Genomic DNA, 23097 nt, shown 5'->3' on the forward strand with positions numbered 1-23097 from the left:
CATAGTAATATGACATTCACAAGCGCATCGCGTGACCACCAGGAAGGAGGGTCTGCATGCGAGGGCTTCTCGACGACGACCGTCTCGACGGACCCCACGAGGTTCACGTCTCGTTTCGACCACAGCGAGTCGCACTGCCGATCCCTTTCGGCGATGTTGACGGGGCCTTGGCGGTCATCGAGGACCAATGTCAGGTCTGGGGCGGCGCAACTACCCCGCTGATCCCACTCGCTCGCGATTGAGCGGTGCCCGACGCCTACGCCAGCATCCTTCCCGGCTCCGCTGTCGATCACGTCCTCGGCCTAGACATCTACGCCCTTGGTTCGGGCGGCCCGCTCATGCCGGAGACGCCTGTGAATGAGCGCGGACGGTGGGGTTCGCAGTTCGCGGCCGCCCTCCTCGACTACCACCGACAAGATTCCTACGGCGTCCTTGAGGTGGTCGAGCTTGACGACGACGACCCATGGCGACCGATCTACGCTGCCTGCCTTGGCCGCCTGCCCGAAGCGCCGACGCCGGAACTGCTCAGCGCCGGTTACCTCCGGCCAGAGCTGACGTTTGAGGACTTCCTCAACATCGAGCGCGTCCATGTGAGCGGGGAACTTGATGATCTACTTGCACGGCTGTCTGCTGACGGTCGCATCACGCCCCGTCAGCTCTCGATGCTTCACCTCGCCTACGGCAACGCGGGGAGCACCGCGCTCCGCTCAAAACCGGACGTCCTACCGTCGCCAGGATTCGACCGTTATGACGCCGGGCCAAACGTCATCGTCGTGTGCAGCCCTGGCTCCCTTGACGATCTCGCGCTGCTCTGGAACCTACGCGGGGCACACGGGGACGGACGTGTGATGCCCATTGGCCTTCCGCTCGACGCTGTCACTCCCGCGGCCATACGGACCCTCGTTGGGCACGAGCGGGTCGCTCGGAATGGATTCGCACACCGGTCTGCGTACATCACCAGCGCGAGCATCGACGTCGAAGCAATCACCGAGCGGCTTGGCGCAATCTTGGAGGGAGACCGCCCACTCGTTGCCGTCAGCGCCCTGTCGGCCATGCTCGACTTTGGCCATCCAGGCGGCTGGCACCGCGACGATGTGCTGGTGTGGCGCGAGGGCCGTGCGCAGCTGACCCCGCTACCTGCCGACAGCCATCTCGAAATCTTCCAGCGCGGGTCGATGAGTGACCTCACCCGAATGGTGTACGACCTCGCGGTACCGTCCAGCCCCTTCCCGCACGTCGCCGACGTCCGCGTGGATCCATTCAACGGCACCTTCGCCGCCGGGTATCGAACCTCGTCCAACATCGGAGTGCGGTCGCGAACCCAGGTGCAGCACGTGGAATGGCCGTCGACGTCCCTCATCGCGCGATCCATCGCCCGTCGCAGGGATCTCGACCTCCTTGAATCTGAACCAGGGCGAGCGTGCCGAGTCTTGCTATCAGGCATGAAGGACCTGAGCTACGTCGCGTTCTTCGCGCACGCACCCTTGCTAGATCTGCTGGAGCAGATGGCAGCGCGACACGGCTTCGGCTGGTACAAGAACCGGCTCCGGGCGCTGAATGAGGATGCAGATCCGGTTGCGGCCGTCCCCACCACCTCCGACGATCTCCCCGACAAGTCGTTCAACGAGTTCAAGAAGGTTCTCGGCAACAACGACAAAGCCACTCGGTTCTGGCTCTTGTGGGCAGAGCGCGCGGGGCTGGTCATCAAGGGCCTGCCGCTTCAGTGTGTGAAGTGCTTGGCGAAGCAGTGGATCCCTGTGAGCGCGTTTTCCCCGCCCATCATCTGCCGGGGGTGCGGCGAGCCCATGGATGAGCCCTTCGGTGATCGTCCTACCGTGAACTTCACGTACCGCCTCAGCGAGCGGCTCAGGAGGGTCTACGAGCAGGACGCAATGGGCCATCTGCTTGTTGCACACTTCTTCGACTCGCTCCTGAGCAGCGGCAAGTCCGGGCGACTAATCGGGCTGCATGCCGGCATGGAGGTCCGTCCCGTTGACACATCAGCAGCTGTCGGCGAGGCAGACGTTCTCCTTCTGACCCGACTCGGCGAGTTCATCCCGGTGGAGGTGAAGCGCCGCGCCGTCGGCCTGACCCCCGAGGAGATCACGAAGCTCGACAACCTGGCGTCCGCCCTGACATCTCCTTGGTCAGCAGTTGCGGCAAGCGAGTACGCCCGTACCGCCGAGGTGGATCTGGCTGAGTCTGTCGTTCGGAGCGAGGCGGACGGAACGTACAAGCGCATGGTGCTGGCGTACGACCAGCTTCTGGAACCGATGCTCGTCTGGTCGATGGGCGACGACCCCTTCGCCTTCAAGCAGCTCACCGCCGATGAGATCACGAAGCGGGAGCAGGGCTTCGTTGACGGCCTGGCCCGGCGCTCAACCGATGAGCCGGAGTCGATGTTCGAATACGAGATGTTGCGCCGGCGCACCCCGCCTACGTCACCGTCCTAACCTTCCGGCCTCGACACTCGTCAACGGTCACTGACGGCTCACGAATCCGCCCCTCCCGATCTGCCTTCTCAACCCCTCAAGACCCGGCACGCATGCTACGAAGTTCCGTAGCGGGACGAGCGCGAATGTGCCGCTGACCTGCGGGTTCACGGTTGCTGACGGTTGCTGAGGGAGGTGATCCGGGTGCATGGTGGCATCAAGATCTACCGCGGCGCGGCAGCCGCCGCTCGGCACTACGTCGAGGCCGATCGTTCCCGTGCTGACGACTACTATCTCGCCGAGGGCAGCGGTGTCGTCATGCGGATCGTCGCCACCCCGGAGTCCGTCGAGCATCGAGCCGACATTGACGGCGCGACCTACGAGAAGTGGGTCGCTGGCTACGACGTCGAGACGGGCGCCGCCAAGGGTCGCCTGCGGACCGACGACCAGGGCGTGAGGTTCGTCGAGGTCACCGTCAACGGGCCGAAGACCTGGTCGCTCGCGGCCGCCCTGCACCCCGAGATCGCCGAGGCATACGACGCTGCCCAGACGGCGGCGGCCGAGGAGATCATCGGGTGGCTCGCAACCCACGCGACGACACGCGTCGGGCCTCGGGATCGGCAGGTGCAGCTGCCGGTCGAGGAGATCGAGGCGGCCGTCGTACGCCATTTCACCTCTCGGGCCGGCGACCCTCATCGGCATCTGCATCTCCAGATCAACGCCCGCGTGTTCGCTGCCGGCGCCTGGCGCGGGCTGCACACGGTCGGCGTCCGCGACAGTCTGGAGGCGATCAAGGGGATCGGGCACGCGGCGGTGATGACCAACCGGGAGTTCCGGGAGGCGCTCGCGAGGCGCGGCTTCGAGGTCGACGCCGAGACGGGTGAGGTCGTCGAGCTGGCGCCGTACACGGGAGCGTTCAGCGCACGGGCGAAGCAGATCGAGGCCAACATCGACACCTACGAGGCCGAGTGGCGCTCCGAACATCCCGGCGAGGAGCCCGGGCCGGCGCTGCGGCAGGCATGGGATCGGCGAGCGTGGGCCGACGCCCGACCCGACAAGGTCGTGCCGACCAGCGGTGAGGAACTGCGGCACCGCTGGATGGAGGAGCTGCACGAGCTCGGCTACGTCGCTCCGGCGCCAGGCGCTCCACTACCCGTGTTGCGGACGGGCGCGGTCGACCGCGACGGCGTCGTCGAGCTGGCTCTCGTCCGGCTGAGCTCACGTCGCTCGGCGTGGAACGCGGCCGACGCCCGGGGTGAGGTCGAGCGGATCATCGCGTCCGGCGGAGGCGTGGTCGACGGGGCCGTGCGCCGTGAGTTGGCCGAGGATCTGACCGCTCGCGTCGTCGCCGCATCACGCCCCCTAGTCCCCCGATCGGACGTGCCCGAGCACGTGCGTTCGTTCACGTCGGTCGACGTGCTGGCCGTCGAGCACGAGATCGTCGACCGCCTTGCGACTCGCGCCGAGGCCAAGACGATCACCGTGATCGAGGGCGCGGCCGGAGCCGGCAAGACCGCCCGGCTCGCGGCAACCCGCGAGCGCGCGATCGCGGCCGGGCGTCGGATGGTCGTGGTGACCCCGACTCTCAAGGCGGCCCAGGTCGCAGAGGGCGCAATCGGCGCGGCGTCGTACTCCGCAGCCTGGCTGCTCCACCAGCACGGTTTCCGCTGGGACGAGGACGGTCGGTGGAGTCGAGTCGACTCCGTGCCCGACGTCAGCGCCCGACTACGTCGAGGCGACCTGCTCGTCGTCGACGAGGCGGGCATGGTCGACCAGGACACCGCCCGCGCGCTACTCCACCTGGCCGACGAGACCCAGGCACTCGTGATGCTGGTCGGCGACCGCCATCAACTCCCGGCCGTCGGCCGTGGCGGGGTCCTGGATCTGGCGATCAGGTACGCACCCGATCGGGCGCAACAGCTCGACGGCGTACGCCGGTTCGTCGATCCGGAGTATGCGCAGTTGTCGTTGCAGATGCGCGCCGGGTCCCGGCCCGGCGAGGTCTTTGATCAGCTGGTGGCTCGCGGGGAGATCGTCATCCACGCCAGCGATGTCGAGCGGACGCGGCGACTCGCTGCCGAAGCCAGCGTCGGCAAGCTCGTCGTCGCCGACACCCGCGAACAGGTGGGCCGGGTCAACACGTTCACGCACGGGATCCGCAAGGCGACCGGTGAGGTCGACGAGCAGGTGCTGACCGCGGCAGGTGAACGGCTCGGCGTCGGCGACACCATCGTGACCCGGCGCAACGACCGCGATGCCGACGTCGCGAACCGCGAGTTGTAGACCGTCGTCTCGTGCGATCGCGGCGCGCTCACCGTAAGGGGCGAGGCGGGGACTCGTGTGTTGCCGCCCGACTACGTACGCCGCTACATCGAGCTCGCCTACGCCACGACCGCCTACGGCGCGCAAGGCGCCACTGTCACCGAGAGCCATGTGTTGGTCGGCGAGCACAGCGGTGCCGCGTCGGCGTACGTCGGGATGACACGCGGTCGAGAGCGCAACGTCGCGCACCTCGTCGCCGAATCCGTCGAGGATACGCGCAAGCAGTGGTGCGACGTGTTCAGCCGGGACCATGCCGACCTGGGGCCGGCCCACGCACGGGAAGCAGCGGCCGAGGCGATAGAGCAGTACGGGCCGAAGGCACCGAGGCGGCGGCCCGCGCCGCGTCTTCCTGCTGAGTTCGATTCCCGGCCTGCGGCATCGCCGTCCGCACCGGGCATCGGCTTCTGAAGCGCGGTTGAGGCACCGGATCGAGCTCAGTCCGATCGCCAGAGCGTGATCAGCTGGAGGCCGACCTCGAGCCGGTCGTCATAGGGCTCGACAGTGACGCCGACGACGCATCCGGGTCCGCTCGGCGCAAGCACAACGGTGTGGCCCTTGCCCAAGTCCGCCCACCTCCGCGCGAACGCGACTCCGGCATTCCAGGTGGCCGGGGCGGAGGGGTGCCGCGACGTCGCCAGTTGAGTGGCGAACCGTTCGGCGATCTCGGCCACGGTCGCTGCCGGTTTCATCCCGTCGCCGCCCGCCGTCGGCTCTGGCGGCCGCGGGTCGAAGCGGGTCCGGATGAACCGCACCCGCGGCTCCTTCGGAGCCGGCGCCCTCCGTGGCACTGCTCCGTGTCCGCGGACCCACGCTTCAGCCGTGAACGAGTCGTCCCCTCGGCCCAGGATCCGCACGGTGTCCGGGTGGGTCGGTCCCCGCGCGATCACAATCGGCCACTTCCACGCCTCGCGGACCGCGTCCGGGAGTTCGAGCTCCTCCCACGCGTCGACCAGGAGGGGGCCGTCGATCCAGCGGATCATCTCCTCGGGCGAGCCACCTTGGAGCAACTGCTCGTAGACCCCCTTGCGCTGTGCACGGTCGTGCATGTCCCGCTGCTGGACCGGCCCGTCGCCGACGAGGTCGGCGAACTCCAAGACTGCGAAACAATCGGGCGTCTCGACATGCCACAGGGTGCTCGGCACCCAGAAGTGCCCGACTCCGGGCGCTTCGTGCTCGACCCAGTCGATGAGCCGGCGCAGGTTGAGGTCGTACCCCGCGGCCTCGAGGATGCGCGCGGCGACCTTGAGCGTGGGCGACTTCAGACCTCGTTCGTACGCCGACATCGTCGCCTGCGACGTACCGGATCTGGCGGCGAGCTCGGCCTGCGTCAGGCCGCTCGCACGTCGTGCGACTTCGAGCAGGTACGCCCGATCCATCCCTCGACGATATCCGATCGAACGTATTCGGCTCTCTGCGCGGCACCGCCGTCACACCTACCTGTCGCCCACGATCCTCGCGGGTCAACGCCTGACAGGAGGAACCATGAACCACAACTCCCACGACGTCCCCTTCCGCGCGCGCCACGACGACGAGCTCCTCACGCTCGATGACGTCGCCGAGATCCTGCGCACCCCGGTCAACACCCTGCGCTGGTGGCGCCAGGAGGGCACCGGGCCGGAGTTCTTCAAGATCGGCCGGCGCCTCTACACGACCGTTGGCGACCTGCGGACCTTCATCCGCACCCAGCGGCTCGCCTCCCAGCCCGTCCTCGGCAAGCCGAAGGCGGTGTAAGCCATGCACTGGCCGCCGGATGCCTCGGACAGCGACGACCCGCGGCACGTCTTCCTCGACGCGCACGACGTGATGGCGCGCTACGGCTGGGGCAAGACGAAGGGCTATCAGAACCTCAAGGACCGCGACCTGGTGCCGCCGCCCGTGATGACCCACCCGGACCGGTGGCGCCTCGACCAGCTGCTGGCGTTGGAGGAGAAGCGCATGGTGCTAGCCGAAGCCGCGTCGGAAGTTCTCATCGCACCCGCGCGGGAGGAGGTCGGGATAGCCGACCTCCTCCCGCAGGCCAAGCACCGACGGCGTGCCGGATAGAGCCCTGTCAATCACCGCTCACTACAGCGGCGTCGGCCGTGTGCTGCCAGAATGTGGGTCGTGCCAGACGAGAAGACCCCACCGCCGACGACCGATGCGTCGACGCTCGACACCATTCGAGCGTTGGTGACGAGCGCGTTCGAGGCCGCGCGTGAGTCGGGACGGTCGGACTGGCAAGTGATGACCGTCGGCGTCCTGAAGAATCGGATTCTCCAGGCAACGGCCCGAGAGTTCGACGAACGTTCCTTCGGAGCCGCGTCCTTCAGTGGCTTGTTGCGCCAAGTACCTGATCTCGTCGAGCTCGATGACACCGCTCGCCCACCTGTGGCAAGGCTTCTTGCCCCGTCGTCTTCTGCCACACCGGCTGGAAGTGTCGTTGGAAGCGGTCGACTTCGACCGGACCTCTGGGACGCCGTTCTCGACTACTCCTCTGGAGAGGTCTATGTGTGGGATGGCCTTCGGGCTGTCAAAGCTGCCCCTGGCGAGGCTACTGGCAAACCGCAGATGCCGACGATCAAGGCCGAAGTGATGGCCGACTGGCGACGCGGCTTCGCCAAGGCTCATCCCGATCGAGACCTCGCCGAGTGGGTAGAGCGCGGCCTCGGAACGATGGCACTTCCGCCTGACCTGCGCCGGCCCTGGAACCTGACGCTCAAGTCCAAGGTCGTGGACATCCTTGCGCCTTGGTTCGAGCAACAGGGTCTGTCACTGCCCGCGAATGCGTCCTCCGACGCAAGTACTCGACCGTCGGCCAAGGAGAGCCAGGAGGCCGAGGAGTTGAGGCGATTCCTCCTGCGCTGCGTCGCGGTCATGAAGCCAGGCGAACTCAAGGCTATGCAAGTACCAGCCTCGGTTGCGCTTCGGGCGAAGATGTGACCCGGCGGGGGCAAGGAACGAGCACCGCCGCGTCCGAACCGCTCGGCCCGAGAGTCTGGCTCGTGTTGCATCCAACTGACAGCGACTACGAGAAAAATCTGCGCACCACGCTCAGCCGTCGTGCATCTCAGCTCGGCATGGACCTCGTCACGCGACGGTCGAGTCGACGACGGATGACTGCCGATGGGAACGGAACGCGCCCGATCAACATCTTGGAGCCGGCGGACGCAGGCGAGCTGTACCGAGATCTGAGCCTTCGGAAGTGTTACGTACTCAGCAGGGGCGCGGTCTTCGTGCTACACGATCCGCGACGTGACCCGCCGACGAAACGCGACTGTCTGCCGCTCCCGCAGTTCGTCCAATACAAGGCCGCCTTCCGAACCCTTGAGGACGGGCGTGACCCTGCCGCCGATCTCGATGATCTGATGGCGCTTGAAGGACCGTCCGACTGCTCCGACCATCACGACCCGCGCGTGCTCCCACTGCATGTCTTCCACAAGGACGCCGTCTTAAGACCTCTCGTCGAGGAATCGGGGCGCCAGGCCTTCCGCGCGACTTATGGGAGCGGGGGCAACTGGCTGTCCCCTTCAACTGGGACCTGGACGCCGGCGGCACCAGGAGTGAGACACGGCCGACCGGATGCCTCGGGCAACCTGCTTCGCGTGTGGGACTACGTCGTGCCACCAGGCTTTCATTGGGACACCAGCGCAGGTCGCAAGCGACGGACCGTGATCGCCGCTTCGAGCGTGTGGCGGGTAGAGCCAAGGGGCTACGTGAACGTCTACCCGAACGCACATGTCAGGGCCGGCGCCAGAGCCAACGAGCTTTGGCAGGCGAAGCGCTAAATGCGAATGCCCCGGCATAACCGGGGCATTCAAGCTCATGAGGCGAGCACTCTGGTCCAACAGGGATTCGTGACCACCGATGCGACCGGCGCAAACTCGAAACCATCGTTTCGGGGCTCGCTATACACGCCGATCTTGTCGGAGGGATCCTCCTCTGTGGTTGCTTGTTCTCGTTAGCTAGACGAGTCCAAGCCTCCTAACGTCTCCGCCAGGATCGGGTCCATACTATCGCCGCGACGCTCCGTGCGCCAAGTGATCCCGTGGGCCTGACCACGACTCGGGGCTTCGAGGCCCGCGCGGGTGATGCACGAGAGTGATGCACGAGAGTGATGCACGAAGCCCTGGAATCGGTGTCCAACGGCGACATTCGCCGATAGCGAGCGAACCGCGACTAGCCCCCTGACCTGCGGTTTCGCAGGTTTCCGTCGACAGCCGCCAACCGAGAAACCTCGTGGCACCAATGACAGGCGGCGTACCCGGCGCTCGGCGAGGCCGGGACATCCACCGCCGCGCCTCCTCGAACGCTTCCGCCGCCCACACCCACCAGCCGACGGGGTGGTCGGCGTGCTGTAGCAGCCACCCCCTGCCCGGCTGTGAGGGCTGCCATCCTGGCCGGGCCCGGCTCCGCAGACGCCTAGGATCGGAGGCGTGCCGACCTGTGAGCCGATCGACGAGTCGTTCTTCGCCACCGCGCCGCAGCGGTGGGAGCGGAGCTGGACGGTGCCGATGTCGGCGGAGGCGTTCTGGCCGGACTTCGTCGCGCGGCCGCTGCACTGGTGCCGCGGGCTGAGGATCCGCTGGACCTCCGAGCGCCCGTACGCCGTCGGCACCACGCGCCACGTCGGGATCCTGGGCGCGCTCCAGGCCGACGAGCTCTTCTTCCTGTGGGAGGAGGGGCACCGGATGGCCTTCCACTTCACCCGCACCAATCTCCCGGCGTTCACGGCGTTCGGCGAGTACTACCAGCTCGACCCGATCGACGAGGCCAGCTGTCGCTTCACCTGGAGGCTCGCGGCGGCGCCGACCCTGCTCGGCAGCCTGTCGGCGCCGGGCAACAAGGTGCTCATCGCCAGCCTCTTCCGCGACACGACCCGCTATCTCGACAGCCTGCGCTGACCGTGAGCGACGCCGTGCCGGTGGGCGAGGCCGACGAGGCGTCAGGGCAGAGCCTCCTGACGCTGATCGTGGCGTTCACGGCGAACGCGCTGATCGCGGTGGCGAAAACGGTCGCCGCGGCGGTGACCGGGTCGGCGTCGATGACAGCGGAGGCGGCGCACTCGTGGGCCGACACGGGAAACGAGGTGTTCCTGCTCGTCGGAGCCCGCCGGGCCGCCCGTCCGCCCGACGCCGACCATCCGCTGGGCTACGGCCGGGTCGGCTACGTGTGGTCGATGTTCGCCGCCTTCGGGCTCTTCACGGTGGGCGCGGCGGTGTCGGTCCTGCACGGCGTACGCTCCCTCGGCGGCGACGGCGAGACCGGCTCCTACGTCTGGGCGTACGCCGTCCTGGCGATCTCGTTCGTGCTCGAGGGCACGTCCTTCCTGCAGGCCCTGCGGGAGACGCGCACCGAGGCGGCGACGCGGCGAGTGCACCCGTTGCGCTACGTGCGGCTCACCTCGAACCCGATGCTGCGTGCCGTCTTCGCCGAGGACCTGTCGGCGATCATCGGGATCGGCATCGCGGCGCTCGGCGTGGCGCTCCACCAGCTCACCGGCGACCCGCTCTGGGACGGCCTCGGCTCCATCCTCGTCGGCCTGCTGCTCGGGGTCGTCGCGCTCTTCCTGATCGGCCGCAACGTCGACTTCCTCACCGGCGAGTCGATCACGCCGCTGGCGCGCAACCGCGTCCTGGCGGCGCTCCTGGACCACCCCGACATCGAGCGGGTGAGCTACCTGCGGACCGAGTGGGTCGGCGCCGACCGGATCTATCTCGTGACCGCGGTCGACCTCGCCGGCGACGCGCCCGAGTCCCACGTGGCAGCCCGGCTGGCGGCGATCGAGGACGCGCTGCAGGCTCGCCCGGAGATCCAGCGGGCGGTCCTCACGCTCACCCGCCCCGACGACTCCACCGACCTGCGCCCCGCGGACCTGCCGGGGTGGTACCGCGATGTGGACTAGGAGGCGGCGCGCGCGATCAGCTCGCGGAGCCGGGCCTCCGTGGCAGCGTCGAGGCCGGTGACGTTCCAGACGATCGGGTGCAGGTCGGCGCCCTCCTCGCGGGCGGGGTTCAGCGACTCGCCGAAGCCGAACGCGAGGAAGTCCTTGCCGGACTTGATGTAGCAGACGTCCACGCCGTCCTGGGCGTAGAACGGGATCCCCCAGCGCACCAGCGGCTCCAGGGAGGGCGCGCTCTCGCGGATGAGCGCGTGCAGCCGCACCCCGATCTCGCGGTAGGGCTCGGGCGCGTCGCGGAGCTTGGCGAGGACCGCGTCGTCGCCCTTCTTGGTGAACATGACGCGACCCTACGCCGAGCCGCCGACGAGGCCGATCAGGTCGGCGACCGAGTCGACCACCTGGGTCGGCCGGTAGGGGAAGTGCTCGACCTGCCCGGCGCTCGTCGAGCCGGTGAGGACGAGGAAGGTCTGCAGGCCGGCCTCGAGCCCGCTGATGATGTCGGTGTCCATCCGGTCCCCGACCATGGCCGTCGTCTCCGAGTGCGCCTCGATCCGGTTGAGCGCCGAGCGCATCATCAGCGGGTTGGGCTTGCCGACGTAGTACGGCGACCGGCCGGTCGCGGTCGTGATCAGCGCCGCGACCGACCCGGTCGCCGGCAGCTTGCCCTGCTGGCTGGGCCCGGACGCGTCGGGGTTGGTCGCGATGAACCGGGCACCGTCGTCGATCAGCCGGATCGCCCGCGTGATCGCCTCGAAGGAGTAGGTGCGGGTCTCCCCCAACACGACGTAGTCGGGCTCCCGCTCGGTCATGACGTACCCCACCTCGTGCAGTGCCGTGGTCAGTCCGGCCTCGCCGACGACGTACGCGCTGCCACCGGGGCGCTGGTCGGAGAGGAACTGCGCCGTCGCGAGGGCCGAGGTCCAGATGGCCTTCTCCGGCACGTCGATGCCGCTGGCCAGCAGCCGAGCGCGCAGGTCGCGCGGGGTGAAGATCGAGTTGTTGGTGAGCACCAGGAAGCGCTGCCCGGACTGGCGCAGCGCGCCGATGAACTCGGCGGCGCCGGGCAGCGCCACCTCCTCATGGACGAGTACGCCGTCCATGTCGGTGAGCCAGGTCAGGATCTCGCGCGACGTCACGACGCCATCGTGCCAGGACGCCGGCCCGGAGGCTCGTCTCGGCCGCGACCGACTCGATCCGGGCGGCGTCGCGCCTATGGTACGGAGGTACGCACTGACAGGACGGCACGATGACGACGAGGTCTCAGCGGGTGTTCGTGACGGGCGGCACCGGCGCGATCGGGCCGCATGCCGTCCGGGCGTTGATCGGCGCGGGGCATGAGGTGACCGCGTTGGCGCGGACGGACGCGAAGGCGGCCCAGCTCGTCGCGCTCGGCGCGCGCCCGGTGCTGGGCTCGCTCTTCGACGCCGACTGGCTGGCCGAGGCGCTCGCCGGCCACGACGCGGTGGCCAACCTGGCGACGGCGATCCCGGGCTCGCTGCAGTACGCGCGTGGAGGCGCGTGGAAGGAGAACACCCGGATCCGCACCGAGGGGTCGACCGCCGTGGTCGACGCCGCGCTGGCCGCCGGCGTCCCGCGCCTGATCCAGGAGTCGATCGCGCTGGCCTATCCCGACCGCGGGCGGGAGTGGATCGACGAGAGCGTGCCGCTCGAGCTCTTCCCCATCGTGCGCTCCACCCCCGTCGCCGAGGGCAACGTAGACCGCTTCACCGCCGCCGGAGGCACGGGGGTGACGCTGCGGTTCGGCCTCTTCTACGGTCCGGGCTCGGTCCAGTCCGCCGAGATGATCGCGGCCGCCCGGTGGCACCTCGCCGCCGTGCTCGGGCCGCCGACGGCGTACTGGTCGCCGATCCATCTCGAGGACGCCGGCGCCGCCGTGGCCGCGGCGCTGACGGCGGGAGCGGGGGTCTACAACGTGGTCGACGACGAGCCGGTGACGAAGACCGCCTTCGCGAGCGCCATCGGCGACGCGGTCGGGGTCCGCGCCTGGATCCGGGGCCCCGGCCGGCTGGTCGGGCTCGCGGGCGCGAGCACCTCGGCCATCACCCGGTCCCTGCGCGTCTCCAACCGCCGCTTCAAGGACGCCACCGGCTGGGCGCCGCGCTACCCGAGCGCGCGCGAGGGCTGGCGCGCCACGGTCGCCGGGGAGGCGCGCTGAGGCCGTCCGCCTCAGCCGCCGACGTACGCCGCCAGGTGCTCGCCCGTCAGCGTGCTCCTGTCCGCGACCAGCTCGGCCGGCGTGCCCTCGAAGACGACGAGGCCGCCGTCGTGGCCGGCTCCCGGCCCGAGGTCGATGATCCAGTCGGCGTGGGCCATGACCGCCTGGTGGTGCTCGATCACGATCACCGACTTGCCGGCGTCGACGAGCCGGTCGAGGAGGCGGAGGAGGTTCTCCACGTCGGCCAGGTGGAGGCCGGTGGTCGGCTCGTCGAGGACGTAGACGTCGCCCTTCTCCCCCAGCGCCACGGCGAGCCGGAGGCGCTGGCGCTCGCCACCGGAGAGCGTGTTGAGCGGCTGGCCGAGCCGGAGGTAGCCGAGCCCCACGTCCTCGAGGCGGGAGAGGATCGCCGCGGCGGCCGGGACCGCCGACTCACCGGCGGAGAAGAGCTCCAGCGCGTCGCCCACCGGCAGGTCGAGCACCTCGGCGATGTTGCGGCCGCCGAGCGTGTAGTCCAGCACCGCCGGCTGGAACCGCTTGCCTCCGCAGTCGTCGCACACCGTGGAGACGGTCTCCATGAAGCTCAACTCCGTGAAGATCAGTCCCGCGCCGTTGCAGGTCGGGCAGGCGCCCTCGGAGTTGGCGCTGAAGAGGGCGGGCTTCACGCCGTTGGCCTTGGCGAAGGCCTTGCGGATCGGCTCGAGCAGCCCCGAGTAGGTCGCCGGGTTGGAGCGGCGGGAGCCCTTGATCGCGCTCTGGTCGATCGACACCACCCCGTCCCGGGGGCTGATCGCGCCGTGGACGAGCGAGCTCTTGCCCGATCCGGCGACGCCGGTGACCACGCACAGCACGCCGAGCGGGACGTCCACGTCGACGTCGCGGAGGTTGTGCGTGGCCGCGCCCCGGATCTGGAGGGCACCGGTCGGCGTACGGACCTCGTCGCGCACCACGGCACGGTCGTCGAGGTGGCGGCCGGTGACGGTGCCGCTGCGGCGCAGCCCCGCGACCGTGCCCTCGTAGCAGATCTCGCCGCCGCCCTCGCCCGCGGCCGGGCCGAGGTCGACGACGTGGTCGGCGATCGCGATGGTCTCGGGCTTGTGCTCGACGACGAGCACGGTGTTGCCCTTGTCCCGCAGCCGGAGCAGCAGGTCGTTCATCCGGACGATGTCGTGCGGATGGAGACCGACGGTCGGCTCGTCGAAGACGTAGGTGACGTCGGTCAGCGCGGAGCCCAGGTGGCGGATCATCCGCGTCCGCTGGGACTCCCCGCCCGAGAGGGTGCCGGTCGGCCGGTCCAGCGAGAGGTAGCCGAGCCCGATCTCGACGAACGACTCGAGGAGGTCCCCGAGCGACTCCACGAGGGGCGCGACGCCCGGCTCGTCGACCGCGCGGATCCACTCGGCGAGGTCGCTGATCTGCAGGGCGCAGACCTCGGCGATGTTCTTCCCCCGGATCCTCGAGGCGAGCGCCGGCGCGCTCAACCGGGTGCCGCCGCAGGCCGGGCACGGGCCGAACACCGCCGCGCGCTCGACGAAGGCCTTGATGTGCGGCTGCAGCGAGTCGGGGTCCTTGCTGAACATCGCCTTGCGGATCTTCGGGATCAGGCCCTCGAAGGTGACGTTGACGTTGTTGGTCCGGACCTTGCGCGGCTCGGCGTACAGGAGCTCCTCGCGCTGCTTCGCGGTGAGCTTCCCGACGGGTACGTCGGCGGGCACGACCTCCTTGTAGGGCGCGACCATCCAGCCGTCGGCCGTGTAGCCGGGGACCAGGATCGCGCCCTGCTCCAGCGACTTGGAGTCGTCGACGATCTGCGTGAGGTCGAGGTCGGAGACGCTGCCGCGCCCCTCGCACTCCGGGCACATCCCGCCCAGGTAGACCGCCTGCTTGACGACGTTCCTCTCCACCCGCCCGCCGGCCCGCTCGGTCTGCATGACGCCGCTCGCCTTGCGGGTCGGGACGTTGAAGGAGAACGCCGTCGGCGGCCCGGCGAACGGCTCGCCGAGCCGGCTGAAGAGCACCCGCAGCATCGTGTTGGCGTCGGTCGCGGTGCCCACGGTCGAGCGTGCGTTGGCGCCCATCCGCTCCTGGTCGACGAGGATCGCCGTGGTGATTCCCTCCAGCGCGTCGACGTCGGGACGGGCCAGCGACGGCATGAACCCCTGGACGAACGTCGAGTAGGTCTCGTTGATCAGCCGCTGGGACTCCGCCGCGATGGTGCCGAAGACCAAGGAGCTCTTGCCCGAGCCCGACACCCCGGTGAAGACGGTCAGCCGGCGCTTCGGGAGCTCGACCGAGACGCCCTTGAGATTGTTCTCCCGAGCCCCGACGACACGGATCCGGTCGTGGTCGTCTGCGATGGTCATACGGTGATCCTGCCTGACCCGTTGTGACCACTTGAGGTGGACCGCGCGTCTGATCGCCTCAATCGACCGCGACGTGTTCCGATGGAGTCATCATGTGGGACACCATCGAACTCGGAACCGAGCATCTCTCTCGGACGCTTGCCTGCCCGCGCTGCGGGCACGAGGGGCATCGCTTCGTGCCCTGCGACGCCGACCGTTGCAGCTGCGACGCACACCCCTTCCCCGGCGACACCGCCACGACCTGAACGACTCCGAGCAGCACACCGGACGCCTCTCCTCTCCGATCCGCGCGGGACCGCCGGGCACTACGAGAGACTGGCGCCCATGGATGCCTCGCGCCCTCGCCGCAGCCTTCAGCTCCGGCACACCCAGTGGGCGGCGACGACGCGCCTCGTCGCCTCGGCGGTCGTCGGCACCGTCGTGTGGCTGCTGGCGGACCTGACCGCCGGCACCGCGATCGCCATGCTCACCGCGCTCGCCGCCTTCGCCGCCGTCTTCGACCTGAGCGCCCTCGCCGCGCTCGGCCCGATGGACGCCGCCAGCACCCGGGCGAACGCCCGCCGCGAGGCGCTGCAGCCGCTGGTCGAGGAGGTCGTGATCGTCGTCGTGGCGCTGGCCAGCCTCGGCGGGATCGGGGCGCTGATGATCCTCGACGACTCCCAGACCCGGAACGCGGCGGCCGCGATCGGCCTGGTCGGGGTCTTCACCACCTGGTCGATGCTCCATCTGATGTACGCCGCCCGCTACGCGAACCTCTACTACCTCGACGGCGAGCACGGCGGCGGCATCGACTTCAACACCACCGAGCCGCCCAGCTATCGCGACTTCTTCTACTTCAGCTACACCATCGGGATGACGTACGCCGTCTCCGACTGCAACATCGCGACCCGTCAGCTCCGGATCGTGGCGCTGCGCCACGGCATCCTGTCCTACCTCTTCGGCACCGTGATCCTCGCCGCCACGATCAACCTCGTCGCGGGGATCATCACCTAGATGGACGAGCACCCGCCGACGAGGAGACCTCGATGGCGGGGCCGGCGGTCCGCCGACAGCGCTCAGCCCGGCGGCGCGAGCGCGATGAGGGCCTCCAGGGCCGCGCAGCAGTGCCGCACCTCCGCGGCGACGTCGAGCCGGTCCGCGACGGGGCGGCCCGACCACTGCAGCGCCCGGTCCTCGACGTACGCCGACCAGGCGTGCACCACCGGCAGCCGGTCGTCCGCAAGGCCGAGCGCGGCGGCGACACGGCGGGCGATGGCCATGCGATGGCTGTCGACCCCCTCGCCGCCGAGGGAGATCGCGCCGTTGCCGAAGACCAGCGCCAGGTAGAACTCCCGTCGCCGCTCGATCTGGGCGAAGAAGCGCCCGACGAACTGCCGCAGCGCCTCCTCGGGCTCGGCCCCCTCGTCCGGTGAGACGTTGCGCACGACCCGCCGCAGCGCGGCGCCGATCACCGCGTCGTAGTAGTCGGTCTTCGTCGGGAAGTAGTGGAAGAGCAGCCCCCGCGAGATCCCCGCCTCCGCCGCGACCGCGTCGATCGAGAGGTCCTGGATCGGACGCTCGACCAGCATGCGCAGACCGATTCCCAGCAGCTGTCGCCGCCGGTCCTCGCTGCTCATCCGGGCCACGCTATTGAGCATTGCTCAATAGCGTGGCAGAGTCAACGCCATGGACTTCGCACCGTCGCGTCGCGCTCAGGAGCTCTCCGCACTCGTCCGGGACTTCATCAGATGCGAGATCGAGCCGGTCGAGTCCGACTACGTCGCCGAGATCAAGCGCCGCCGCGAGGCCGGGGGCGGCGGGAACTGGCAGGAGCTGCCGATCATGGCCGAGCTCCAGGCCAAGGCCCGCGAGCGCGGCCTGTGGAACCTCTTCCTCCCCGCCGGCCACGAGGGCCCGTACGCCGAGCGCTACGGCACCCACGGCGGCGCGGGTCTCACCAACGTGGACTACGCCCCCATCGCCGAGCTGACCGGCCGCAGCCTCATCGCGCCGTACGTCTTCAACTGCAACGCGCCCGACACCGGCAACATGGAGGTGCTGCTGAAGTACGGCACCCAGGAGCAGAGGGACGCCTGGCTCGACCCGCTGCTCGACGGCCGGATCCGCAGCGCGTTCCTCATGACCGAGCCGGGCGTCGCCTCCTCCGACGCGACGAACATGGAGCTCACCGCGGTCGTCGACAACGACGAGGTCGTGCTCAACGGTACCAAGTGGTTCTCCACCGGCGTCGGCCACCCCGACTGCGAGATCCTCATCGTGATGGGGCTGACCGACCCCGACGCCGACCGTCACCATCGCCACTCGATGGTCCTCGTGCCTCGCTCGACGCCCGGGGTCAAGGTCGAGCGGATGCTCACCACGATGGGCTACTTCGACGAGCCGCACGGACACGGCGAGGTCTCGCTCACCGACGTCCGCGTGCCGGTCGAGAACATCGTCAGCGGCCCCGGTGAGGCCTTCGCGATCGCGCAGGGGCGGCTCGGGCCCGGCCGCGTGCACCACTGCATGCGCGTCATCGGCCTCGCCGAGAGGGCACTGGAGCTCGCCATCGAGCGCGGCACCTCGCGCGAGGCGTTCGGCAAGCAGCTGATCAACCTCGGCGGCAACCGGGAGCGGGTGGCGCAGGCCCGGATCGCCATCGACGCCACCCGGCTCCTCGTGCTGAACGCGGCCTGGAAGCTCGACGTGGGCGGACCGATGAACGCGATCAGCGAGGTCTCCCAGATCAAGGTCGCCGCTCCGCGGATGGCGCTCGAGGTGATCGACTTCGCCATGCAGATCCACGGCGGCGCCGGGCTCACCGACGACGTCCCGCTCGCGGCCGCCTGGACCGGAGCCCGGTCGCTGCGCTTCGCCGACGGCCCCGACGAGGTCCACCTCGGCCTGATCGCGCGGCTCGAGCTGATGAAGTACGGCGTCGCGCGATGAGCCGCCGGGTCCTGATCACCGGCGGGGCATCGGGGCTCGGCGCCGCGCTCGCCGCCCAGCTGGCCGCGCGGGGCGACCGGGTGCTGGTGACCGATCTCGCGCCGTCGTACGACGTCCCCGAGGGCCCCGGCAGCCCCGAGCGCTATCTCCGTCTCAACGTCACCAGCGACGGGGACTGGGAGGCGGCGCGCGCCTGGGTCGAGCGGGAGTGGGGCGGGCTCGACCTGCTGGTCAACAACGCCGGCATCGCGACCGGTGGCCGGATCGACGTCGCCACGATCGAGGAGTGGTGGGAGGTCGTCGACATCAACCTGCTCGGCGTCGTCCGCGGGTGCCGCACGTTCACCCCGATGCTCAAGGCGCAGGGCAGCGGGCAGATCGTCAACACCGCCAGCCTCGCCGGGCTGGTGCACCCGCCGGCGATGGCGTCCTACACCGCGGTCAAGGCGGGCGTGGTCGCGCTCAGCGAGACCCTCGCCTACGAGCTCGCGCCCTGGGGCATCGCCGTGTCGGCCGTCTGCCCGGGCTTCTTCCGGACCAACCTCGCGGCCTCGCTGCACGGCTCGGACGCCGCGCTCGACAAGATCGCCGCCCGTCTCATCGATCGCTCGAAGCTCGACGCCACCCAGGTCGCGCGCGAGGTGATCAAGGGCATCGACGGCCGTCGCATGGTGATCCTCCCCGACCCCCTGGCACGCAGGACCTGGCTGACCAAGCGCTTCGCGCGACCGCTCTACGACCGCGCGCAGCGCCGGTTCGGCGCCCGCATCAGGGCCATCACCACCCGATCGACCGAAGACAACGGAGACAAGTCATGAGCAAGGGAACGATCCTCATCACGGGCGCCAGCTCCGGCCTGGGCGAGGAGATGGCGCGCCAGTTCGCCGACCTCGGCTACGACCTCGCCCTCTGCGCCCGCCGCACCGAGCGGCTCGAGGCGCTCAAGGCCGAGATCGCCGCCCGCCGTCCGGCGACCCGCGTGGAGCTCAAGGCGCTCGACGTCGACGACCACGACGCCGTCTTCCGCGTCTTCCACGAGTTCGCCGACGAGCTCGGCGGCCTCGACCGCGTCATCGTCAACGCCGGCCTCGGCAAGGGCGCGCCGCTGGGCACCGGCCGCTTCGACGCCAACCGGCAGACCGCGATGACCAACTTCGTCGCCGCCCTCGCCCAGACCGAGGCGGCGATGGAGATCTTCCGCGCCCAGGGATCGGGCCACCTCGTCATGATCAGCTCGATCTCGGCGCTGCGCGGGATGCGCAAGACCATCACCACCTACGCCGCCACCAAGGCCGGCGTCGCCGCGCTCGCCGAGGGCCTGCTCAACGAGAACGTCAAGGCCAAGGGCATCGACGTCTCGATCATCTACCCCGGCTACATCCGCTCGGAGATGAACGAGAAGGTCGCGCAGCAGACCAAGTTCATGGTCGACACCCACACCGGCGTCAAGGCCATGGTCGATGCGATCGAGAAGCGCCGCGAGAAGGCGTACGTGCCCGCGTGGCCGTGGGCGCCACTCGGCTTCGCGCTGAAGAACGCCCCGATGAGCGTCGTGCGGAAGCTCTTCTGATGGGAGAGCCGCGACCCGTCCGCGACGAGGACGCCTTCGACGTCGCCGCGGTCGACGCGTGGCTCCGCGCGCACGCCGACCCGGCCGCCGTCGCGGCCTGGGGCGAGGGGCTGCCCGAGGTGCGCCAGTTCGCCGGCGGCGCCTCCAACCTGACCTATCTGCTGCGCTACCCCGGAGCCGACCTCGTGCTGCGCCGCCCGCCGGGCGGCACCAAGGCCAGGAGCGCCCACGACATGGGCCGCGAGTTCCGGATCCAGTCCGCGCTGGCCGGCGCCTTCCCGTACGTCGCGCCGATGGTCGGCCACTGCGACGACGAGTCCGTGATCGGCTCGGAGTTCTACGTGATGGGCCGTCTCGACGGCCAGATCCCCGGCAAGGACCTCAGCGTCGACCTTGCTCCCGACGCCGCACGCCGGCTCTGCACCCGCACGCTCGACCTGCTCGTCGAGCTGCACTCCGTCGACGTCACCGGCGTGGCCGACCTCGCCGCCCTCGACAAGGGTCCGGGCTACGTCGCCCGCCAGGTCGCGGGCTGGTCGGAGCGCTACGCGCGGGCGATCACGCCCAACGTCTCCGAGCTGGCCGACGTGCGGGCCTGGCTCGCGGAGCACCAGCCCGACGACGTACGCCGGTGCCTGATCCACAACGACTTCCGGCTCGACAACGTCGTCTACGCCACCGGCGACGCCACCGAGCCGATCGGCCTGCTCGACTGGGAGATGGCCACCGTCGGCGATCCGCTGATGGACCTCGGCAGCGCGCTGGCGTACTGGGTGCAGGCCGATGACGACGACGGCATGCAGCTCGCCCGGATGCAGCCGACCGACGTGCCGGGGATGCTCACCCGCGCCGAGGTCGTGGCCTACTACGCCGAGCGTGCCGGGCTGGAGGTCACGCCGGAGAGCTGGCGCTTCTACGAGGTCTTCGGGCTCTTCCGGCTCGCCGTGATCGTGCAGCAGATCTACTACCGCTTCCACCACGGGCAGACCACCAACCCGCGCTTCGAGCTCTTCTGGATGATGACCAACCTGCTCGGCGACCGCTGCCGCGCGCTCATCGCGGCCGATCCCGCGCGCACGGGGGCGGACGCGTGAGCGTGCTGCTGCTCGTCCGGCACGGCCAGGCCTCCTTCGGGGCGGAGGACTACGACGCGCTCTCGGAGAAGGGCCACGAGCAGGCCGAGCGGCTCGGGCGCTCCCTGGCCGAGCGCGGCATCGCGCCCGACCTGGTGCTGCGAGGCGACCTGCGCCGGCACCGGGAGACCGCCGAGGGCGTCCTCGCCGGACTCGGCCTGCCGGACGCGTCGGTGCCGGTCGAGGTGGACGCCGGCTGGGACGAGTTCGACTTCGACCACGTCCTCGACGTCCACCTCCCCCGCGACGAGAGGCTCCGGCTGCTCGCCGGGACCCCGGCGACCGAGCACCGCGCCGTCTTCCAGACCCTCTTCGAGAAGGCCACCGCGCGTTGGCTCGGCGGCGCCTCGGACGAGGACTACCACGAGACCTACGCCGCCTTCGCGGCCCGCTGCCGGGGCGCGACCGACCGGACCGCGACCCGGGCACGCGAGGCCGGCGCCCGCACCGTGCTCGTCGTGAGCTCCGGCGGCCCGATCGCCATGGTCGCCTCCCAGGTGCTGACCGGCGGCCCCGGCGCCTGGCCCGCCCTCAACCGCGTCACCGTCAACGCCGCCGTCACCAAGGTGCTCGCCGGCCGCTCGGGCCTGACGCTCTCGACCTTCAACGAGCACGCCCACCTCGGGCCCGACCTCACCACCTACCGCTGACCGCACCAGAGGAGATCCCATGAGCAGCCAGAACCCCGACACGAGGGACCTCGACATCGTCGTCTTCGGCGCCACCGGCTTCACAGGCGGCCTCACCGCCGCCTACCTCGCGAGGAACGCGCCGGCCGGCCTACGGCTCGGGCTCGCCGGCCGCAATCCCGGCAAGCTCGAGGCGGTGAGGGAGCGGCTCGGACGCGAGGGCATCGAGCTGATCACCGCCGACGTCTCCGACCCCGCCTCCCTCGCGACGCTGGCCGAGCGCACGCGCGTCGTCGTCACCACCGTCGGCCCCTACCTCGAGTACGGCGAGGCGCTGGTCAAGGCGTGCGCCGAGGCGGGCACCGACTACGTCGACCTCACCGGCGAGCCGGAGTTCGTCGACCGGATGTACCTCGCCTACGACGGCGTCGCCCGCGGCACGGGCGCCCGGCTGGTGCACGCCTGCGGCTTCGACTCGATCCCCCACGACCTCGGCGTGCTCTTCGCGGTCAGCGCGCTGGGCGCCGACGGGCCGGTCGCGGCGCGTGGCGTCGTACGCAGCAACGGGTCGATGTCGGGCGGCACGTTCCACTCCGCGCTCACCCAGTTCAGCCGCGCGCGCTCCCTCGCCCGCACCTCCAAGGAGCGGATCGCAGCGGAGAAGGCGGCGCAGCGGGCCTCCGGCGCTGTGCTCGGCAAGGCCAGCTCCGCGTCTCCCGCGCCCACACGCGACCGGGAGCTGGGCTACTGGCTGCTCCCGCTGCCGACCATCGATCCGCAGATCGTGCTCCGCAGCGCCCGCGCGCTGCCCGACGTCTACGGCTCCGACTTCACCTACGGGCACTACGCCGGCACGAAGACGCTGCGCTACGCCGTCGGTGGCGCCGCCGGCGTCGCCGGCCTGATGGTCGCCGCGCAGATCCCGCCGCTGCGTCGCTGGCTCGGCGCCAAGGTGCCGCAGGGCACCGGCCCGAGCGAGGGCCGTCGCGCGAAGTCGTGGTTCACCGTGGACGTCCGCGCCGAGGGCGACGGACGCGTGGTCGACGCCCGCGTCTCCGGCCCCGACCCCGGGTACGACGGCACCGCGATCATGCTGGCCGAGTCGGCGCTCTGCCTCGCCCTCGACGACCTGCCGCCGCTCGCCGGCCAGCTCACCACCGCCGTCGCGATGGGACGGCCCCTCATCGACCGCCTCCAGCCCGCCGGCATCCGCTTCGAGCTGCTGCCCTGAGTCGGATCACTCCGGGCGCGCGGCCCTCCCCTCGGCCAGGAGCGGGGTCGACGCGATCAGGTCCCTGGTGTACGCGTCCACCGGACGCTCCAGCACGTCCTCGCAGGGACCGATCTCACAGATCTCACCGCGGTTGAGGACGGCGATCCGGTGGGCCAGCGATCGCACGGCGCCGAGGTCGTGGGTGATGTAGAGGACGGCGAGACCCTCCTCGACCAGATCCCGGAGGAGCTGGATGATCGTCGCCTGCGTCGACACGTCCAGCGCCGAGGTGATCTCGTCGCAGATCAGGAGCTCGGGGAGCGCCACGAGGGCGCGGGCGATCGCGACCCGCTGCTTCTCGCCACCGGAGAGCTCGAGCGGACGGCGGGCGAGCAGATGCCGCGGCAGCCGGACCCGGTCGGCCGCGGCGTGGACCCGGGCCGCGCGCTCGGC

23 protein-coding genes are annotated in these 23097 nt (G+C 70.0%); 16 read left to right on the forward strand and 7 right to left on the reverse strand.

Annotated elements, in window-relative coordinates:
• The first annotated feature begins 245 nt into the window (after positions 1 to 245).
• The 3 genes from QM572_RS08475 (at position 246) to QM572_RS08485 (ending at position 5162) form a co-directional block, all read left to right on the forward strand.
• The gene (locus QM572_RS08475; protein WP_415092020.1) at positions 246 to 2453 is read left to right on the forward strand and encodes a hypothetical protein; all 2208 of its coding nucleotides are present in this window, start codon (positions 246 to 248) and stop codon (positions 2451 to 2453) included.
• A gap of 183 nt (positions 2454 to 2636) precedes the next feature.
• A complete protein-coding gene (gene mobF / locus QM572_RS08480; protein ID WP_415092022.1) occupies positions 2637 to 4715 on the forward strand; it encodes a MobF family relaxase in 2079 nt (692 codons plus the stop codon).
• Between the two features lie 57 nt (positions 4716 to 4772).
• A complete protein-coding gene (locus QM572_RS08485; RefSeq protein ID WP_415092024.1) occupies positions 4773 to 5162 on the forward strand; it encodes a C-terminal helicase domain-containing protein in 390 nt (129 codons plus the stop codon).
• Between the two features lie 26 nt (positions 5163 to 5188).
• On the opposite strand, the gene QM572_RS08490 is transcribed toward QM572_RS08485, so the two are convergent.
• Positions 5189 to 6130 (reverse strand): helix-turn-helix domain-containing protein, encoded by a 942-nt coding sequence (locus tag QM572_RS08490; protein WP_415092026.1) that lies wholly within the window; start codon positions 6128 to 6130, stop codon positions 5189 to 5191.
• Between the two features lie 106 nt (positions 6131 to 6236).
• Here QM572_RS08490 and QM572_RS08495 point away from each other — a divergent pair, with 106 nt between their 5' ends.
• From QM572_RS08495 to QM572_RS08505, 3 genes are read left to right on the forward strand one after another with little or no spacing between them, the layout of a single operon-like run.
• Complete coding sequence (locus QM572_RS08495) at positions 6237 to 6485, forward strand: helix-turn-helix domain-containing protein (protein WP_415092028.1); 249 nt, start codon at positions 6237 to 6239, stop codon at positions 6483 to 6485.
• A gap of 3 nt (positions 6486 to 6488) precedes the next feature.
• A complete protein-coding gene (locus tag QM572_RS08500) occupies positions 6489 to 6797 on the forward strand; it encodes a hypothetical protein (protein ID WP_415092030.1) in 309 nt (102 codons plus the stop codon).
• A 60-nt stretch (positions 6798 to 6857) separates the two neighbouring features.
• A complete protein-coding gene (locus QM572_RS08505; RefSeq protein ID WP_415092032.1) occupies positions 6858 to 7673 on the forward strand; it encodes an OST-HTH/LOTUS domain-containing protein in 816 nt (271 codons plus the stop codon).
• Between the two features lie 296 nt (positions 7674 to 7969).
• Here the strand turns inward: QM572_RS08505 and QM572_RS08510 are convergent, their stop codons facing one another.
• Positions 7970 to 8170 carry a hypothetical protein gene (locus QM572_RS08510; RefSeq protein ID WP_415092034.1) on the reverse strand — a complete coding sequence of 67 codons (201 nt, stop codon included), beginning with the start codon at positions 8168 to 8170 and terminating at the stop codon, positions 7970 to 7972.
• 996 nt (positions 8171 to 9166) lie between these two features.
• On the opposite strand from QM572_RS08510, the gene QM572_RS08515 reads away from it, so the two are divergent.
• The gene (locus QM572_RS08515) at positions 9167 to 9634 is read left to right on the forward strand and encodes a hypothetical protein (RefSeq protein WP_415092036.1); all 468 of its coding nucleotides are present in this window, start codon (positions 9167 to 9169) and stop codon (positions 9632 to 9634) included.
• 2 nt (positions 9635 to 9636) lie between these two features.
• The gene (locus tag QM572_RS08520) at positions 9637 to 10635 is read left to right on the forward strand and encodes a cation diffusion facilitator family transporter (protein ID WP_415092038.1); all 999 of its coding nucleotides are present in this window, start codon (positions 9637 to 9639) and stop codon (positions 10633 to 10635) included.
• Here the strand turns inward: QM572_RS08520 and QM572_RS08525 are convergent.
• Both QM572_RS08525 and QM572_RS08530 read right to left on the reverse strand, forming a co-directional pair.
• Complete coding sequence (locus QM572_RS08525) at positions 10632 to 10970, reverse strand: DUF1801 domain-containing protein (protein ID WP_415092040.1); 339 nt, start codon at positions 10968 to 10970, stop codon at positions 10632 to 10634. The two genes, QM572_RS08520 and QM572_RS08525, sit on opposite strands and share 4 nt — an antisense overlap.
• A gap of 9 nt (positions 10971 to 10979) precedes the next feature.
• On the reverse strand, positions 10980 to 11732 hold the full coding sequence (locus QM572_RS08530; protein WP_415092064.1) for an HAD-IIA family hydrolase: 753 nt from the start codon (positions 11730 to 11732) through the stop codon (positions 10980 to 10982).
• A 146-nt stretch (positions 11733 to 11878) separates the two neighbouring features.
• Between QM572_RS08530 and QM572_RS08535 the strand changes: the two genes are divergently transcribed.
• Complete coding sequence (locus QM572_RS08535; RefSeq protein WP_415092042.1) at positions 11879 to 12808, forward strand: NAD-dependent epimerase/dehydratase family protein; 930 nt, start codon at positions 11879 to 11881, stop codon at positions 12806 to 12808.
• An 11-nt stretch (positions 12809 to 12819) separates the two neighbouring features.
• Here the strand turns inward: QM572_RS08535 and QM572_RS08540 are convergent, their stop codons facing one another.
• Positions 12820 to 15171 carry an ATP-binding cassette domain-containing protein gene (locus tag QM572_RS08540; protein ID WP_415092044.1) on the reverse strand — a complete coding sequence of 784 codons (2352 nt, stop codon included), beginning with the start codon at positions 15169 to 15171 and terminating at the stop codon, positions 12820 to 12822.
• Between the two features lie 324 nt (positions 15172 to 15495).
• On the opposite strand from QM572_RS08540, the gene QM572_RS08545 reads away from it, so the two are divergent.
• Positions 15496 to 16164 (forward strand): DUF1345 domain-containing protein, encoded by a 669-nt coding sequence (locus QM572_RS08545; RefSeq protein WP_415092046.1) that lies wholly within the window; start codon positions 15496 to 15498, stop codon positions 16162 to 16164.
• 62 nt (positions 16165 to 16226) lie between these two features.
• Here the strand turns inward: QM572_RS08545 and QM572_RS08550 are convergent, their stop codons facing one another.
• Positions 16227 to 16787, reverse strand: a complete 561-nt coding sequence (locus QM572_RS08550; RefSeq protein WP_415092048.1) for a TetR/AcrR family transcriptional regulator — start codon at positions 16785 to 16787, stop codon at positions 16227 to 16229.
• 49 nt (positions 16788 to 16836) lie between these two features.
• Between QM572_RS08550 and QM572_RS08555 the strand changes: the two genes are divergently transcribed.
• The 6 genes from QM572_RS08555 to QM572_RS08580 are packed head-to-tail and all read left to right on the forward strand — an operon-like array spanning position 16837 to position 22662.
• A complete protein-coding gene (locus QM572_RS08555) occupies positions 16837 to 18099 on the forward strand; it encodes an acyl-CoA dehydrogenase family protein (protein ID WP_415092050.1) in 1263 nt (420 codons plus the stop codon).
• Positions 18096 to 18917, forward strand: coding sequence for an SDR family NAD(P)-dependent oxidoreductase (locus QM572_RS08560; RefSeq protein WP_415092052.1), 822 nt, complete (start codon positions 18096 to 18098; stop codon positions 18915 to 18917). The genes QM572_RS08555 and QM572_RS08560 overlap by 4 nt, the downstream gene beginning before the upstream one ends.
• Positions 18914 to 19669 carry an SDR family oxidoreductase gene (locus tag QM572_RS08565; protein WP_415092054.1) on the forward strand — a complete coding sequence of 252 codons (756 nt, stop codon included), beginning with the start codon at positions 18914 to 18916 and terminating at the stop codon, positions 19667 to 19669. Before QM572_RS08560 ends, QM572_RS08565 begins: the two co-directional genes overlap by 4 nt.
• On the forward strand, positions 19669 to 20763 hold the full coding sequence (locus QM572_RS08570; RefSeq protein WP_415092056.1) for a phosphotransferase family protein: 1095 nt from the start codon (positions 19669 to 19671) through the stop codon (positions 20761 to 20763). Before QM572_RS08565 ends, QM572_RS08570 begins: the two co-directional genes overlap by 1 nt.
• The gene (locus QM572_RS08575; RefSeq protein WP_415092058.1) at positions 20760 to 21452 is read left to right on the forward strand and encodes a histidine phosphatase family protein; all 693 of its coding nucleotides are present in this window, start codon (positions 20760 to 20762) and stop codon (positions 21450 to 21452) included. Before QM572_RS08570 ends, QM572_RS08575 begins: the two co-directional genes overlap by 4 nt.
• 19 nt (positions 21453 to 21471) lie before the next feature.
• A complete protein-coding gene (locus QM572_RS08580; RefSeq protein WP_415092060.1) occupies positions 21472 to 22662 on the forward strand; it encodes a saccharopine dehydrogenase family protein in 1191 nt (396 codons plus the stop codon).
• 6 nt (positions 22663 to 22668) lie between these two features.
• On the opposite strand, the gene QM572_RS08585 is transcribed toward QM572_RS08580, so the two are convergent.
• Positions 22669 to 23097: ATP-binding cassette domain-containing protein (locus tag QM572_RS08585; RefSeq protein WP_415092062.1), on the reverse strand; the 429-nt coding region annotated here is incomplete at its 5' end.

It is taken from the genome of Nocardioides sp., from assembly GCF_047607365.1.
Taxonomy (GTDB): domain Bacteria; phylum Actinomycetota; class Actinomycetes; order Propionibacteriales; family Nocardioidaceae; genus Nocardioides.